The organism is Pseudomonas sputi (genome assembly GCF_021603585.1).
GTDB classification, from domain to species: domain Bacteria; phylum Pseudomonadota; class Gammaproteobacteria; order Pseudomonadales; family Pseudomonadaceae; genus Aquipseudomonas; species Aquipseudomonas sputi.
Map to the genome: position 1 here is coordinate 44,471 of NZ_BQHI01000017.1, position 15,086 is coordinate 59,556.

A 15,086-nucleotide genomic window follows, 5' to 3' on the forward strand; every position below is an offset into this window, starting at 1 on the left:
GTCACCGGTTCAGTGGGCTTTGTGTGTCAGGCGTCTGGATTACAGAGCCATGTCACGTGCAGCGCTTTCTTTCGGCGCCGGGGCTTTTTCAGCCGAGGCGTCCGCCGCTGGAGCTGCAACCTGGCCAATGACCGGAGGGGTTGGCAGTTGCAGGATCTTGGCGGTGTAAGCCCACTCTTCAGCCACTTTGGCTGGATCGTTGTTCAGCTGGGTGCCGTAGCTTGGAACGATCTGGTGCAGCTTGGCTTGCCACTCAGGGCTGGCGACTTTGTCTTTGAAGACTTTCTGCAGCACGCTCAGCATGATCGGTGCAGCGGTCGACGCGCCTGGGGATGCGCCCAGCAGACCGGCGATGGAGCCGTCTTTGGAAGCAACGATTTCGGTGCCCAGTTTCAGCACGCCGCCAGCGGCTTCATCACGTTTGATGATTTGCACACGCTGGCCGGCTTGCCACAGGCGCCAGTCTTCGGCCTTGGCGTTCGGGAAGTATTCCTTCAGCGCGTTCAGACGGTCTTCATCCGACAGCATCAGTTGACCGGCCAGGTACTCGACCAGCGGGTATTCCTTGATGCCGACCTTGGTCATAGGCCAGATGTTGTGAGTGGTGGTGCTGGTCAGCAGGTCCAGGTACGAACCTTCTTTCAGGAACTTGGTGCTGAACGTCGCGAACGGGCCAAACAGGATGACGCGCTTGCCGTCCAGGACACGGGTGTCCAGGTGCGGAACGGACATCGGAGGCGCGCCAACCGAAGCTTTGCCGTAGGCCTTGGCCAGGTGCTGTTCGGTGATGGCCGGGTTATCGGTCACCAGGAACGAGCCGCCTACCGGGAAGCCAGCGTATTCCCTGGCTTCTTCGATACCGGACTTCTGCAGCAGGTGCAGGGCACCGCCGCCGGCGCCGATGAACACGAACTTGGCGTCGGTTTCAGTCTTGGTGCCGTCTTTCAGGTTCTTGTAGCTGACGCGCCAGGTGCCATCTGCATTCTTGGTGATGTCTTGCACTTCGCTCGACAGCTTCAAGTTGAAGTTAGGCTTGGTCTGCAGGTAACCGGCGAACTGGCGGGTGATTTCGCCGAAGTTCATGTCGGTGCCCAGCGGGCTCCAGGTGGCCGCGATTTTCTGGTTCGGGTCACGCCCTTCCATCATCAGCGGGACCCACTTCTTGATCACAGCCGGGTCTTCGGAGTACTGCATGCCGGCGAACAGCGGGCTCGCTTGCAGGGCTTCGTAGCGCTTTTTCAGGAACTTGATGTTGTCATCGCCCCACACGAAGCTCATGTGCGGAGTGGTGTTGATGAACGAACGAGGGTCCTTCAGGACGCCTTGACGAACCTGCCAGGCCCAGAACTGACGGGAAACCTGGAACGCTTCGTTGATCTCGACGGCTTTCGGGATGGTGACATTACCCTTGTCGTCTTCCGGGGTGTAGTTCAACTCGGCGAGTGCGGAGTGACCGGTACCGGCGTTGTTCCAGCCGTTGGAGCTTTCCAGCGCCACGCCATCAAGGCGCTCGACCATTTCCATCGACCAGGTCGGTTCCAGCTCATTGATCCACACACCCAGGGTGGTGCTCATGATGCCGCCGCCGATCAGCAGGACGTCGACTTTCTTTGCTTCCTCGGCATTGGCGGAAGACATCCCCATCGCCAAAGCCAGCCCCAGCAAGGCTGTGTTCACTTTCTTAAACATCTGTTGCACCTATGATAAAACGCCTTCCGCCCGCCGCTGTTGTACGTATGAGGTCCCCTTTTTCGCGACACTCAGGCCAGCGTCGCGGGTTCCGGCACACTTCAATTTTGACGGGTGGGCACACAAGGCCGACAGGCAGTGTCGACCTCAGTTATATGTCCCTTCTGAACTGACTTCTTATCATTATTGGCTTCAGCTACTTGAGCGACAGGGGTTCTGTCCGGCCCGCCGAAAAGCGCGCCAGACTGAATTGGGTCAAACCAAGTGGCGCGAAGAATATCACGTCATGGCAAACCCGCGCGTCTGTTCCCGACTCGATAGTCTTTATCCGCTCAAGGACTTATCGGCTGCCAGCGGCCGAACATGACCCCCGTCAGCGGCTCTGGCTTATGCCTTTCAGCCGTTTGACCAGCGCTGCCAATCCAGAAATCGGTCTTTCACTTGTTACAAATAGGGTTCCGGCACCCATCAACTGCACGATCCAACAACCCTCACAACCTGAACCGATCCACCGACTGCGCAAGCCGCCCCGCCAGGCTCGACAGCTCGTCCGTGGTGGTGGCCGTCTCGCCGATCACCTTGCTGTTGCCCTCCGACATGCCCGCGATCATCTCCACCTGATGGGCAATCTCGTTGCTCGCCTGACTCTGTTCGCCAATGGTGCGGGTGATGTCGTTGACCAGTTGCGTGGTGCTCAGGGTGGCGTCGAGGATTTCGCGGATGGCGCGTTCGACGTCAGCGGTGACCGCCATGCCTTTGTCAACCTGGGCGACGCCCGCCTCCATGCTGGTGACGGCCTCGCGGGTGCTGTTCTGGATGCGCGCGACCATCGCGGCGATTTCCTGAGTTGACGCACTGGTGCGTGCTGCCAGGCTGCGCACCTCATCGGCCACCACCGCGAAGCCCCTGCCCTGCTCGCCCGCCCGGGCCGCCTCGATGGCCGCGTTGAGCGCCAGCAGATTGGTCTGGTCGGCGATGCCTTTGATCACTTGAATGATATTGAAGATGCCTTCGGATTCCTGATCCAGGGTACGGATCACTTGCGCCGATTGCTGGGCGGATCGGGCAATGTCGTCCATGTCGCTGACCACCTGATGGATCACCTGCCCACCGTTTTTCGCCAGTGACTCGGCCTGGCTGGCCATGTTCAACGCCCGCTCGGCGTGACGGGTGATTTCCTCGATGCTGGCGGTCATCTGACTCGCGGCAGCGGCCATGGTCCCGGCGGCGGTGCTTTGCTGCTGGCTGCTGTCAGCCACCTGATGGCAGCCGTGGCTCAATTGTTCACTCATGCCACTGACGCCGTGGGCGTTGCTTCGCACCACACCGATCATGTTTCGCAGGTCGCGCTGCATGGTCGCCAGCGTGCGGATTAGCGCACTGGCTTCGTCCTTGCCGGACGGTTCGACGATCGGCTCGCTGAGGTTGCCGTGGGCGATGCTTTCGGCGATGCGGCTGGCCGACTTCAGCGGCCCCATGATGCTCAGGATCACCCAGCGACCTTGAGCCAACAGCAACAACAGACTGGCGATCAATACGATACCGAGCGCGATATTGGCATTGTGGATCGCCGCTTCGGTGCCTTCGCTGGTCTGCCGGGTATTGGTTTCGATCAGCTCGCTGAGGGCGGCCATCTGTTCTTCGAGCTGGCTGAACGCCGTGCCGAACGTCCCGAGATGCTGCTGGGCGCTGTCCGGATCTTCCAGTGCAAGACCGACGATCCGCTCGCCGGCGCTGATGTAGGTGTCGAGGCTTGGCTTGATCTGCTCGAGCGCGGACTTGATCGTCGGATTCACCGGCAACTTGAGGTTTTCACCCAGCACCTCGCGAAAATGCGCCGCATGCTCGTCAACCGAACGGCGCACCTCGTCGGCTGAACTGGTGCTCTTGCCCAGCCCGACCAGCATCGCCGAATACACGTCGGCGCGCAGGGCGTCGTGCATCATGTCGGCTTCCATGTGATTGCGCAGCGCGCTCATGCTCACCGCGTTGTCACTGACCGCCGAAGCCATCCGCTGATTGCCCACATAACTGACCAGGCTCACGATCAGCGCCGTCAGCAGGCTGGTCGCAATCAGCAACACCAAACGCAGTTTGATCGACACCGTGATTTCCTCCCTGGTCGCGCCACACGGCGCCTTTCAACGCTTGAGTTAAGCCTATTTGCGTGAATTCGCCGCGTTAGAGCGTCGCAGAGTGTGTCGTTACATCCGGTAAAAATGCGGCACTGTGCGACGGTTCTCATTCCACCCCCTACCGCCTGACCCGATTTATGGAACTCCCGTGCCCGCCGACACCTCTCACATTATGTGGTACTTCCTTTTCGCTTTACGCTGCTGGAGGAACACCGTCATGCGTCGTTTACTACTGGTTTCGTCTCTTGTGCTGTGCCTGCCTTTCGGTTCGGCTCTCGCCCGCGTGGATGCGGGGGATGTCGCCACTTCGGCCGGCGTTTCCGCCTCGCTGTATTCCACGTTCAAGGATCACAAAATGGTGATTCCGGCCCGTGACGACCTGTCGGCATTCGTCGCCAGTGGCGGAACGATCCGTGGTGTGTACCTGGAATCGGTACTGCAGCAGGTGCGTCAGGACAATCCTGGCCTCAACGCCAGCGATGAAGAGCTGGCCAATGCCATCCTGGTTCACTACGAAGGCTTGTCGCAGTAACCACGGCACGTTCGATGATGGTGGCTGACGGATTTGCCACCGTTACGCCCTGCCGATGGACGGCTGGCGAACGACCATGGGCAAAACCGTCGAACGGCCTCTATGATGGAGGCCATGACGATTTCCGCCTCGCTTCGCTCCCCTTGCCCGCCGGGTCTGTGCATCTGCGGGCGTGATCCGCTGCTGGATACGCCCGGCGCGGATGTGCGCATCCTGCTGCTGACCCGCGAGGAGGAAAAGCGTCTGCTCGAGCGTCTGGAAAACCTCAAAGACCTCGCCGACCTCGAGCGACTGCAAGGCAAGATGTTCGATCAGCTAGGCATTCGTGTGCTGATCGCACCGAAGTTCGGTGAAGTGCGGACCGTGCGCGGCGGCATCGAGATCGAAGTCGAAGAGCTTCCGGGGCTTTGCCGCAAAACCCGCAAGACCATTCCGGCCGCCATCCGCCGGGGTCTGGAAAACAATCCGCAAGTCGCCTTCGACCTGCTCAACGCCCACGACTTGCTGCGCGGCACCTGATCATTTCTTCATGCCCACCCGCTTGCGCATCTCGGCCGTAATGCTCTGCCGGGTTCTCCTCATGGCCGCCCACGGTTCATCCCCTACTTCCGCCAGCCGTTCGTGGACGTTGCGCACGTTCCATTGATCGGCGCCTTTGATCTCGCCGACCTCTTCCCGAAACAGCGGCACCGACACCGGCAACCCTTCGCGGGTACGCGCCGCGTAGGCACAAATGGTAGTGGTGCCCAGCCCGTTGCGCAGGTAATCGATGAAGATCCGCCCCACACGGTTTTTCGGCCCGGACACCGCAGAAAAACGCTCCGGCAACAATTTCGCCATGTGCGTGACGATGGCGTGGCTGAAATCCTTGACCTCGTCCCAGCCATGCTTGCGGGTCAGGGGCACCACCAGATGAATGCCCTTGCCGCCGCTGGTCTTGAGGAACGCCTTGAGGCCCAGCTCATCGAGCACGGTCAGGGTCAGCGCCGTGGCTTCGACCATGCTTTTCCACGGCAGCGCCGGGTCCGGGTCTAGATCGAGGACGAAACGATCAGGCTTGTCCAGATCGGTGGTGGTGGCGTTCCAGGTGTGCAGTTCGACCGTGCTCATCTGCACCGCGCCGATCAAGGCTTCGGCGTTGTTGATCAGCATCACCGGCTGGCCGGTCAGGTCCTTGTCGAGCGTGCGGATGCCGGGGATCGCCAAGTGCTCGGCGTTCTTCTGGAAGAACAGCTCACCAGCGATACCCTCGGGTGCGCGCACCAAGGCCACCGGGCGATCCTTGAGTTGCGGCAGAATCCACTCGGCGACACTGGCGTAATACTCGGCCAGCTGCATTTTGGTGGTGCCACTGCCGGCGTCGATCACCCGGTCTGGATGGGTGATCCGCACTTTGCCGTCGGCCAGGCCGGATTGGGACGGCGCGGTCGATTCAGCCTTTGAAGTCTTCATGGGTTTGGCGCGCTCCTCGGTGATGTCCTTGGCCGGTTTGTCCTCGCGCAAGCCATGGAACACGGCGTGACGCACCGAGCCGTCCTGGGTCATTTCGGCGAACGCCACTTCCGCCAGCAGACTCGGTTTGAGCCAGTGCACACCCTTGGCCTCGAACCCCGTGGGCGGATTGACCACCGCCGGCTTCTTGACCCGCAACGGCTTGAGCTGCGCAAGGAGGCTCTTGAGGGTGGATTCATTGAATCCGGTGCCGACCTTGCCCGCGTACCGCAACTCGCCGCTGTCACGATCATGCAGCCCCAACAGCAACGCGCCGAACGCACTGCGCGCACCTTTCGGATCGGTATAGCCGACGATCACGAACTCCTGGCGATGCTTGCACTTGAGCTTGATCCAGTCGCTGCTGCGGCGCGACACGTAAGGCGAGCCAAGGCGTTTACCGATCAGGCCTTCCATGCGCATCTGGCAGGCGCTGTTGAGCAACGCCTGCGGGGTTTCATCAAACGCCTCGGAAAAACGCAGCAGCGAGTCTTGATGGGTTTTCAGCACCGTGGCCAGCGCTGCACGCCGCTCCTCCACGGGCACCTCGCGCAGATCGACACCGTTCAGATACGGCAGATCGAACAGGTAATAGACGATGTTTTCGCTGCGTCCCGAATCGAACGCGTTTTGCAGGGCCTGAAAATCCGGCACGCCGTCCGCATCGGCGACGACCATCTCACCATCCAGCCACGCCGATTCCAGGCCCAGCGCCGCCAGGGCCTGAGCCTGTTTCGGCAACTTGTGCGTCCAGTCATGGCCATTGCGGGTGAACAACTGCACCTCATCCTGATCGACGCGCGCCATGATCCGATAGCCGTCGAACTTGATTTCGTATTGCCAATCACCCTCCGGAGCACTCTCCACCAGGGTGGCCAGTTGCGGTTTGAGCTGCGCGGGAATATTGGCCTTGTGCGCCCCGGTGAGTTTGCCCGAGGCCAACTTGCGCGGTGCTTTCGCCGGGCCTTGAAGGGGTTTGACCTGCTTCGCACTGAGCCGGGGTTTGTCGACGATGGTGCGCTCGCTGAGCACGCTGTCAGGCTCGGCGACCAGCACGTCGTAATCGCTTTGCGGGCGTGCGGCGCTGTCCTGATGCTTGATCAGAAACCATTGCTCTTTCTTGCCCGGCATGTGGGTGCGCACCAGATTCCACACCCCGGCGAGTTTCTCGCCGCGCAGTTCGAATTTGAGTTTGCCCTTGGCATAGGCTTTCTCTGGGTCTTCCAGCGGAATCCACACGCCGCGATCCCACACGATCACATCGCCGGCACCGTAGTGCCCTTCGGGAATGCTCCCCTCGAACGTCGCGTAGTCCAGCGGGTGATCCTCGACGTGCACCGCCAGCCGCTTGACCTTGGGATCCAGCGACGGCCCCTTGGGCACCGCCCAGCTCTTGAGCGCGCCGTCGAGCTCCAGGCGAAAGTCATAATGCAGGTGCGAGGCGTCATGCTTCTGGATGCAAAATTGCAAAGCCTGCTCACCGCCGGGCTTCTGGCCCCGACGGTGGTCGGCCGCCGGCTCCGAGGTCGCCGAGAAGTCGCGCATCCGGTTGTAGTCGTCGAGATTCCTGCTCATCCTGCACCTACCTTGTTTCAGCCTGTTCGAGTCACCGTCAGCGCCACCACGGCAATCCGGTCGACGCGCTGATAGCCGGGGTTCAACAACTCTTCGCCGAACACATCGGGATCGAGTTCGCGGTAGGTCCAGCCGAAGCGTTTTTCATCCAGCCGTGGCAATACCGTGTCGAGGAAAGGATCGCGGCCATCGACCATCGCCACGCCGGTGTACAGCAGCAGCGAGCCGCCGGGCGTCAGGTGGTTGAGCGCCTGTTCGACAATGCGCAACGACAGCCCCGCCCCCAGCGTCCCACCGCCATGGCGGTAAGCTCGCCCGGCCGGATCGGCCATGTAAGGCGGGTTGGCGACGATCAGATCGAACTCACCGTCCACGCCTTGCAATACATCACTGGTGCGCACCTCGACGTTGGCCACTTCAGCCAGCGCCGCGTTGATCGTGGTCAGGCGCAGCGCAGCGGGGTTGATATCCACCGCCAGCACTTGCGCGTCTCGCCGGGCACGGCCAATCAGAATCGCGCCGACGCCGGCGCCACAACCGATGTCCACCGCCCGGTGAATGGGCGCAAAGTTCTGCTGCAAATGGCTGTGGATCAGTTGAGCGAAACGATAGGTGTCCGGGCCGAAGAACACCGAGTCGGCAGCATCGGTGGGAAACCCCGAATGCACGAACAGTAAATCATCCAGGCTCGACCAGCGCACCCGGCTCTTCAAGCGCCCGTCGAACGCATCAATCACGTGGGCGTCCTGCAATTGTCGCTGTTCATCGGCAGACAGAAGGCCCGGTTCGAACGGGCGCGACCACCCGAACACCTCCCGCAGGCCATCGGCAGCCTGCCCTTCGTCGCGCTGGTTGACCCGTTGGTGGGTCAGCGGCGTCGGGGTGATGAAACGATAGCCATCGGCCTGCAGGCGCCGCCCCAGTTGCAGCAGCACCCGATCGTTGGCGGACAGTTGTTCTTCCTGATTCATTGATGACTTCCTTAACGCAGGCCGGATTTGAGTTGGATGAAATGGCGAGTGGCGAGCAGCCCGGCCGGATGCGCGTGCCGGGCCGGCGCAAGCCAGGGAATCAACGTTGCGAATTGGGTGTGAGCGTCCTGCCCTTGCAGGGCAGCATTCAGGCGCTGCACATCGGGGTCTTGTTCGGGCACCTCGATCGGCGCAGGGCCTGAGGGGCGGCGACGGAACGCGACGGGTTTTTCCGCCGAAATCCAGTCACCGGCAATCCAGTCGTGCACCAGTTGTTTTTCATAGGCGCTGAATACGCCGAACATCGCCGCGCCATCGCCATCGATCAATTGCCAGAAACGGCTGCCCTGTGGATCTTCGTGGCGCTTGATCCAGCCCTTGTCCTGCATGGCTTGCAGGAACCCGGGCAACTGCTGCGGATCGGCCAGCCACTGATTGACGGTCTTGCCTTCAAAGCGGCAATAGTCGGAGTGCATGTGTTGAGCGAACGGACACTTGCGTTCAAGCATCGCCAACAGTTCGCGCTCCAGATCGAACCCCTCGATGATTGCGCGGCTGCCCTGCCCCAGGTCATTGAGCCGATAGCCCAGCGATACCCGGCGCAGGAAATCGCTGCGGTCTGCCTCCAGGGGCAGCAGATCCAGAACGGCCTGAACGGCTTTTTGCGCATGGCCGGTACTGGCATTGTCGATGGTCACGTGCAGTGTGAAATAGTACGGATCGATCCCCAGTTCACTGAGCTCGTAACTGCTGATCAACAGGTGCAAGGGCAGCTGTTCGTAGCCAAGGTTGTAACCGATCACCTCCGGCAGAAAATCCATGCCGCAGGCACCCAGGGCCAATTGCAGCGCGCCTTGCAGGTAGCGTTCGTCGGGCAGTGGACTGCTGGGCTCGAGGCCCTGTTCGGCGAGCAATTGCCGGTAGATCACCACGTGATTCTGCGCCGGGTTGCCCTCGCCCAGTTCTTCCAGATAAGTGCTGATCAGGCTGCTGAATCGCGGATCGCGCCATTGGCCCAGCAAGCCGTAGAGCCAGGCGCCATCGACCCGTTTGGTTGGCGCCACCGCTTGCAGGAAATACAGCGCATGAGCCTTGCAGCTGAAAAACTGCCGCGCTCCTCCCGCCTTGCGTTGTTGCAGGTAGTCGGCGTATTGCCGGGCGACATCGGCGCAGTGTTCGGCCACCCAGGCATGCCACTGCGCGGGGTCCGATGGCAGTTCATCCTTCAACTGCGCAGCTTGCAGCAGTTGGTGTTCCAGGAAGGCCCGCGCCAGCGGCTGCGGATCTTCGTCGAAAAAAAGTGCTTCATGGATACGCCGCCACTCACCCAGGGAGTCGAGGGGGTGCGATTGGGCAGGCGTCGCTTGCAGGTGAGTCAGGACAGTCATGGCAATATTCTCGATCGATTGGCAGGACGCTCAGTCACTCGCCTCTAATGCAGCAGAGAGGCGGCGCCTGCCGAAAATTCAATCGACGTTAAATGTGCCCGGACGGACGGAGCCTTCGCCACGCGCCTGACTTGAACAGGCGCGGGCGAAGATCGTGAGGTTTTGCTGTCAGGCTGTGCCCTTGGCCTGCTGCTCCAGGTGAACCTGCAATTCGGGGTCGATCTGCAACGCCGCCGCCAGTTCATCCAGATAATTGCGTTCGGCGTCCTGCTGATCGTCCACCAGCATCACGCTGGCCAGGTACATTTCGGCGGCCATGGCCGGATCGTTCTGCGCCGCCTGGGCGACTTCGGTGGGATTCAGGGGTTTGGCGACTTCGTCGTCGAGCCATTGCTGCAGGTTCGGGTCATCGGTGTGCTTGCCGATTTCGCTGCTGATCAGGTGTTTTTCCGAGTCGTCGATCCGCCCGTCCGCCTTGGCCGCGGCGATCAACGCACGCAGAACGGCATGGCTGTGTTCTTCGACTTGCGGGCCGGACAGCAGGTCCGCGGTTTGCGGGGTCTGCTGCGGCGCGGTGGAGGCCTGGCTGCGTTGCCACGCCTGATACGCCTGGAAAGCCATCATGCCCAGCGAGGCCAGCGCCGCGTAATGGGTGCCGCCGGAGCGACGCTGCGTGCCGCCACCCAGCGCGCCGCCACCGCCAAGCAATCCACCAAGCAGCCCGCCCAGGCCACCCAGTCCTCCGGCAGGAGAACCGCCGCCGCTGGTACCGCCACCGCCCAGCAGACCGCCGAGCAACCCGCCAAGCCCGCCCAGTCCCCCGCCGGCCGACGCGCCACCTGGTTGTCCCGCCGAGGCCTGGCCTCGCAGCAGTTGTTCGAGCAGATCACTGGTGTTCATGACGTCGTCCTCAGGCAAAGGGTATGACTGCGTCAGGCAACGATAGTCCTCTTGATGCGATGTGCCAGCACCGTTGGGCTGACGTGGCCATGGGCGAGTGATTCTCCAGAGAACTTTTTTCCCGGCCAGCTAATCTTCACGAATGGGTGAACCTTGACCCGGCCCGACCGGTCGATAGCTGCAACCCCGACCCGGTTGGTCGCCGCCCTTGCTGCCCAAGGGTTTACGCGGCTTGCTGCACTTTCTGGAGAACGCCTTCGTGATATCGACCGTCCACATCGCCAGGCTCAAGGCCTGGGGCGCCCATGGTTTCACCGCGACCGGCGTGGTCACCGCCTTCCTGGCCACCCTGGCCCTGCTGGAAAACCAGCCGATTCACTGCCTGATGTGGCTGGGCGTGGCACTGATCGTCGACGGCCTCGACGGGGCGCTGGCGCGCAAGGTCAACGTGCAGTCGGTGCTACCGAGTTTCGACGGATCGATCCTCGATCTGGTGATCGATTACCTGACCTACGTGTTCATCCCGGCGCTGTTCATCTATCGCTACATTCCCCTGCCCGACTACACCCTGCTGCTGACCGTGTCGCTGATTCTGGTGTCGTCGCTGTTCTGCTTCTGCAACGTCAACATGAAGAGCAAGGACAACTATTTCGTCGGCTTCCCCGCCGCCTGGAACGTGGTTGCACTGTGCCTGTACATCATCGATCCGGGGCCATGGCTCACCTTCCTGACGGTGATTGGCCTGGCGCTGCTGACCGTGACCCGGATGAAATTCCTGCACCCGTTCCGGGTACGCCGGTTCATGCCGATCAACATTGCCGTGACGGCGATCTGGCTGCTGTGCAGTCTGTCGCTGGTGCTGAACCACCCGGTGATCAACCCGCTGGTGATGGGCTTGTGGCTGCTGGCGTCAGCGTACTTTCTCGGCATCTGCATCTGGCGCACGGCGCTGGAGTGGTTTGACAGTGCGCATCTGAAATAGAAGCTCTGCAGGGATCCCTGTGGGAGCGAGCAAGCTTGCTCCCACAATGGTTTCAGCGCTTGGTGATGACGACCTCCAGATATTCACTCGGCACCACCATCGATTCCGCTCCCGCCCGGTTCAACCCGTCGATCAGTAAAGCAAGATCTGTCTCCAGCGCCTGCCCGCTCTCGGGCGGCAACGCGGCGAACGCCTTGTGCACCGGGCCGTACCAGTGGCGAAACACATCAATGAAATGCGCCGCCGAGCGATAGCGAAAGTTGAAGTGGCGGCGGGTCACCTGGACCTGGAACTGGCGATCATCGAAGTTCGAATGCAGCCAGGCTTCCGCTCCCCAGTTCGAGGGCGGTTGCGCACCCGGTGGCGGTGGCAGGTAGCGGCCGAGGGTCTTGAACATCTGGCCGACGAAGCCTTCGGGCGTCCAGTTGGCCAGGCCGATCCGTCCGCCACGGCGACAGACCCGCGCCAACTCCTTGGCCGCCTTGGCCTGATCCGGGGCGAACATCACACCGAAGGTCGACAGCACCGCATCGAAACTGGAATCGGCAAACGGCAGCGCCTCGGCATCGGCGACCTGAAAGGTCACGTCCAGATGCTCGGCGCGCGCCCGGTCCTGGCCGCGTTCCAGCAGCGCCGCGACATAATCGGTGGACGTCACCCGACAACCACGGCGTGCCGCCGCCAGCGTGGCATTGCCGTTGCCGGCGGCGACATCCAGCACTTCTTCATCGCAGCGCAAGTCGCAGGCTTCGGCGAGGGTTTCGCCGACGATCTGCAACGTGGTGCCGATCACGGCGTAGTCGCCACTGGCCCAGGCGACCTTCTGGCGTTCCTTCAGGGCAGTGAGATCAATGGGGGTACTCATGAATGGGTGCTCCGCGGCAGAGGGGTCAATCGGCGGTCGTCGGGTCGATGATGCTCGTCACCCGGGACACGCTATTGGCCGGAAATCCCCCACGCTTGGCGTGTTCGCGCACCAGCTCTTCGTTGGGTGCGATGTACACGCAATAGATCTTGTCGGCAGTCACATAACTCTGCAGCCACTGCACCTCTGGCCCGAGTTCACGCAGCACGTTGCAGGACGTTTGCGATACGGCCTTGAGTTCTGGCTCCGATAGCTTTCCGGCTCCTGGAATCTCGCGTTCAATCACGAACTTCGGCATGGCAACCTCGCTTTCTTTTTATGGATGTCAGAGCCGTTGCTGGCCCCGCTCGCCCACTATCGCGCGGGCGCTGTCCGGCGTCCCTGCCAATCGTCCGGAGTGCCCATAAAACCGGGCGTTGGCCGATGAATGGCGGGATTTTGTAAAGGCCCCGAAACAGATATTGGAAAAGCCAAACGGCCCGGGAAGGTTGACTCCGGGCCGTTCGCTCTTATTGATCAGGCCGCAGATGCCTTGGCCTCTTTGAGCAGCTGTTGAATCATCTGCTCCTGAGCCTCGTAACGCCCTTCGCCGAAGTGGGTGTAACGCACCTGGCCCTTGGCGTCGATCAGGTAATGCGCCGGCCAGTACTGGTTATCGAAGTTGCGCCAGATCGCGTAGTTGTTGTCGATGGCCACCGGGTAGGTGATGCCGAGCTTCTGCACTTGATCCTTGACGTTGTCGATGATCCGCTCGTAGCCGTATTCCGGGGTGTGCACGCCGATCACCACCAGGCCGTCCTTGCCGTACTTCTTCTCCCACGCCTTCACGTACGGCAGGGTGTGCTGGCAGTTGATGCAGTCATACGTCCAGAAGTCCACCAGCACCACTTTGCCGCGCAGGGACTCAGCCGTCAGTTCCGGCGAGTTCAGCCATTGCACCGCGCCGGACAGCGACGGCATCGCGCCTTTGCTCGCCTCGTCTTCGGTCGAGTCCGCACGGACTTTGCTGACGAAGTAGTCCAGCACTTTCGGCACGTTCTCCAGCACGCTTTTCTCGACCGATGCCACGCCTTGGGACGAGGTATTGGCCAGCAGCAGGTTGTCGGCACCGGTGGCGATCACCGCCGCCGTCGCCAGCACCGCAACGCCCGCCCCCCGGCGGAACCAGCCAGTGAACGGAATCGACGGTTTCAACCGATTGACCAGACCGCGACCAGCGAAGATCAGCGTCCCCAGCGACAGCGCACTGCCCGCACCGTAGGCCAGCAGCAACAGGCTGGTCTGAGCGTTGGCGCCTTGCAGCATGGCACCGGTGAGGATCACGCCGAGGATCGGACCGGCGCACGGCGCCCACAACAGACCGGTAGCGACGCCAATCATGATCGAGGCCATGGGGCCGGTCTTTTTCCGGGCGTCGGGGTCGAGGCGATTGCCCAGCCGCACGAAGGGCCGCGCCAGCCAGTCACCGATGCGCGCGGAAATCAGCGACAGCGCAAACAGCACCATCACCGCCAGCGCAATGTGGCGACCGGTGTTGCTGGCCTGGATCACCCACTCGCTGCTGACCACCGCCAGGCTGGAGATCAGGGCAAAGGTCAGGGCCATGCCGCCGAGAGTCAGCAGGATCGAAGAGCGGGTGCGGTCGGCACCGGCGAACAGAAACGGCACCACCGGCAGGATGCACGGACTGAGGACAGTCAACAGACCGCCCAGGAAAGCGATGAGAAACATGAGGTTCACCTTTTGAATAAGGGGTGGTCTGTTGACTGGATCGGGGGCCGGCCGTTACGGGCAGCCCCTTCAATCCTCAAGCCGTCTGGTTTTCCAGCCATTGGCTTTGCGGCGTACGGCTGGCACCGTTCTCGGCCAGCGTCTGGCCTTGCGGCGTACGGCTGGAACCGTCGGCGGCCACCCTCTGCCCCTGCGGCGTGCGGCTGGAACCGTCGGCGGCGATCAGGCCGTCGTTGCCCGGCTTGGCCACCGGGGCCAGTTGAAAGCAGGTGCTGCTGCCACAGCTGTGCTGTTCGACGGCAGCGTTGGCGTGAGCCGCGACGCCGGCGAGGGAGAAGGCAACAGCGGTCAGATAGCGCGATACGTTGTTCATGGCGAGGTTCCTTTAATAGCGATGGGTAATCAGTTGTCCTGGTTGCAGCCGTCGGCGAATTTGCGGTAGTCGAGCACCTGGGTCTTGCCGGCCGAGTCGAGGTACGTCAGGCGGGCGTCGACGACGCCGCAGGTCATCGAGTTGTCCTGTGTCAGCGACACCACTTTCTGGATGTCCAGGTGGCTGCCGTAGGCGTAGGTTTGCGGGGTGACATCGGCTTCGGCGCGGGCCGACAGAGTGCAGATGTTCAAAGCGGCAAACAGGCAAGCGGCAGCAATCGATTGGGTCTTGGCGTTCATGGCGTTTTCCTCGGGGCTTCAATGGTTGAATCGTTGATTGGGCCGAGGCGTTCTGTGTGTGCCTCGATGGAGCTCATTTAAAGCTCGCGAGGTATCGCGCATGTGTCGGCAAATGCCGTGTATAAATCGCTACGTATCCGCGCGCGTCCGGGATA

Annotated in this window: 14 protein-coding genes and 1 pseudogene; 3 read left to right on the top strand and 12 right to left on the bottom strand. The window is 61.8% G+C overall.

Annotated elements, in window-relative coordinates:
• Positions 1-39: 39 nt before the first annotated feature.
• From mqo to L6D81_RS29730, 3 genes and pseudogenes are all read right to left on the bottom strand, one after another.
• Entirely contained in the window at positions 40-1,689 is a 1,650-nt protein-coding gene (mqo, locus tag L6D81_RS20745; RefSeq protein ID WP_236181721.1) for a malate dehydrogenase (quinone), read from the bottom strand.
• A gap of 491 nt (positions 1,690-2,180) precedes the next feature.
• Positions 2,181-3,044: a methyl-accepting chemotaxis protein gene (locus L6D81_RS29725; protein WP_373874324.1), complete on the bottom strand. Its 864-nt coding sequence runs from the start codon at positions 3,042-3,044 to the stop codon at positions 2,181-2,183.
• Positions 3,039-3,794, bottom strand: a pseudogene (locus L6D81_RS29730) (MCP four helix bundle domain-containing protein); the annotation flags it as partial. The gene L6D81_RS29725 and the pseudogene L6D81_RS29730, both read right to left, overlap by 6 nt.
• 247 nt (positions 3,795-4,041) lie before the next feature.
• Here L6D81_RS29730 and L6D81_RS20755 point away from each other — a divergent pair.
• Both L6D81_RS20755 and L6D81_RS20760 read left to right on the top strand, forming a co-directional pair.
• The gene (locus L6D81_RS20755) at positions 4,042-4,356 is read left to right on the top strand and encodes a DUF2388 domain-containing protein (RefSeq protein ID WP_236181723.1); all 315 of its coding nucleotides are present in this window, start codon (positions 4,042-4,044) and stop codon (positions 4,354-4,356) included.
• A gap of 114 nt (positions 4,357-4,470) precedes the next feature.
• The gene (locus L6D81_RS20760; RefSeq protein WP_176240513.1) at positions 4,471-4,875 is read left to right on the top strand and encodes a hypothetical protein; all 405 of its coding nucleotides are present in this window, start codon (positions 4,471-4,473) and stop codon (positions 4,873-4,875) included.
• Here L6D81_RS20760 and ligD read toward each other — a convergent pair whose 3' ends face one another.
• From ligD to L6D81_RS20780, 4 genes are all read right to left on the bottom strand, one after another.
• A complete protein-coding gene (ligD, locus tag L6D81_RS20765) occupies positions 4,876-7,422 on the bottom strand; it encodes a DNA ligase D (protein WP_236181724.1) in 2,547 nt (848 codons plus the stop codon).
• A gap of 17 nt (positions 7,423-7,439) precedes the next feature.
• Entirely contained in the window at positions 7,440-8,393 is a 954-nt protein-coding gene (locus L6D81_RS20770; RefSeq protein ID WP_236181725.1) for a methyltransferase, read from the bottom strand.
• A gap of 11 nt (positions 8,394-8,404) precedes the next feature.
• Positions 8,405-9,781 carry an iron-containing redox enzyme family protein gene (locus L6D81_RS20775; protein WP_236181726.1) on the bottom strand — a complete coding sequence of 459 codons (1,377 nt, stop codon included), beginning with the start codon at positions 9,779-9,781 and terminating at the stop codon, positions 8,405-8,407.
• Between the two features lie 168 nt (positions 9,782-9,949).
• A complete protein-coding gene (locus tag L6D81_RS20780; RefSeq protein ID WP_236181727.1) occupies positions 9,950-10,681 on the bottom strand; it encodes a tellurite resistance TerB family protein in 732 nt (243 codons plus the stop codon).
• 259 nt (positions 10,682-10,940) lie between these two features.
• Here L6D81_RS20780 and pcsA point away from each other — a divergent pair, with 259 nt between their 5' ends.
• Complete coding sequence (gene pcsA, locus L6D81_RS20785; protein ID WP_039767868.1) at positions 10,941-11,663, top strand: phosphatidylcholine synthase; 723 nt, start codon at positions 10,941-10,943, stop codon at positions 11,661-11,663.
• 52 nt (positions 11,664-11,715) lie between these two features.
• On the opposite strand, the gene L6D81_RS20790 is transcribed toward pcsA, so the two are convergent.
• The 5 genes from L6D81_RS20790 to L6D81_RS20810 all read right to left on the bottom strand — a co-directional run bounded on the left by L6D81_RS20790 (position 11,716) and on the right by L6D81_RS20810 (position 14,931).
• On the bottom strand, positions 11,716-12,528 hold the full coding sequence (locus tag L6D81_RS20790; protein ID WP_236181728.1) for a class I SAM-dependent methyltransferase: 813 nt from the start codon (positions 12,526-12,528) through the stop codon (positions 11,716-11,718).
• 25 nt (positions 12,529-12,553) lie between these two features.
• Positions 12,554-12,826, bottom strand: a complete 273-nt coding sequence (locus L6D81_RS20795; RefSeq protein WP_236181729.1) for a DUF4242 domain-containing protein — start codon at positions 12,824-12,826, stop codon at positions 12,554-12,556.
• Between the two features lie 218 nt (positions 12,827-13,044).
• Complete coding sequence (locus tag L6D81_RS20800) at positions 13,045-14,259, bottom strand: cytochrome c biogenesis protein DipZ (protein WP_236181730.1); 1,215 nt, start codon at positions 14,257-14,259, stop codon at positions 13,045-13,047.
• Between the two features lie 76 nt (positions 14,260-14,335).
• The gene (locus L6D81_RS20805; RefSeq protein ID WP_236181731.1) at positions 14,336-14,632 is read right to left on the bottom strand and encodes a hypothetical protein; all 297 of its coding nucleotides are present in this window, start codon (positions 14,630-14,632) and stop codon (positions 14,336-14,338) included.
• 29 nt (positions 14,633-14,661) lie between these two features.
• Positions 14,662-14,931, bottom strand: a complete 270-nt coding sequence (locus L6D81_RS20810; RefSeq protein WP_236181732.1) for a DUF2790 domain-containing protein — start codon at positions 14,929-14,931, stop codon at positions 14,662-14,664.
• Positions 14,932-15,086: the final 155 nt, after the last annotated feature.

What these genes read in the sequence shown, in the direction of transcription:
- L6D81_RS20775 (WP_236181726.1), bottom strand. Translation starts at nt 9,781, where the DNA reads ATGACTGTCCTGACTCACCTGCAAGCGACGCCTGCCCAATCGCACCCC.
- ligD (WP_236181724.1), bottom strand. Translation starts at nt 7,422, where the DNA reads ATGAGCAGGAATCTCGACGACTACAACCGGATGCGCGACTTCTCGGCG.
- L6D81_RS20810 (WP_236181732.1), bottom strand. Translation starts at nt 14,931, where the DNA reads ATGAACGCCAAGACCCAATCGATTGCTGCCGCTTGCCTGTTTGCCGCT.
- L6D81_RS20805 (WP_236181731.1), bottom strand. Translation starts at nt 14,632, where the DNA reads ATGAACAACGTATCGCGCTATCTGACCGCTGTTGCCTTCTCCCTCGCC.
- L6D81_RS20790 (WP_236181728.1), bottom strand. Translation starts at nt 12,528, where the DNA reads ATGAGTACCCCCATTGATCTCACTGCCCTGAAGGAACGCCAGAAGGTC.
- L6D81_RS20770 (WP_236181725.1), bottom strand. Translation starts at nt 8,393, where the DNA reads ATGAATCAGGAAGAACAACTGTCCGCCAACGATCGGGTGCTGCTGCAA.
- mqo (WP_236181721.1), bottom strand. Translation starts at nt 1,689, where the DNA reads ATGTTTAAGAAAGTGAACACAGCCTTGCTGGGGCTGGCTTTGGCGATG.
- L6D81_RS20760 (WP_176240513.1), top strand. Translation starts at nt 4,471, where the DNA reads ATGACGATTTCCGCCTCGCTTCGCTCCCCTTGCCCGCCGGGTCTGTGC.
- L6D81_RS20780 (WP_236181727.1), bottom strand. Translation starts at nt 10,681, where the DNA reads ATGAACACCAGTGATCTGCTCGAACAACTGCTGCGAGGCCAGGCCTCG.
- L6D81_RS29725 (WP_373874324.1), bottom strand. Translation starts at nt 3,044, where the DNA reads ATGCAGCGCGACCTGCGAAACATGATCGGTGTGGTGCGAAGCAACGCC.
- L6D81_RS20800 (WP_236181730.1), bottom strand. Translation starts at nt 14,259, where the DNA reads ATGTTTCTCATCGCTTTCCTGGGCGGTCTGTTGACTGTCCTCAGTCCG.
- L6D81_RS20795 (WP_236181729.1), bottom strand. Translation starts at nt 12,826, where the DNA reads ATGCCGAAGTTCGTGATTGAACGCGAGATTCCAGGAGCCGGAAAGCTA.
- L6D81_RS20755 (WP_236181723.1), top strand. Translation starts at nt 4,042, where the DNA reads ATGCGTCGTTTACTACTGGTTTCGTCTCTTGTGCTGTGCCTGCCTTTC.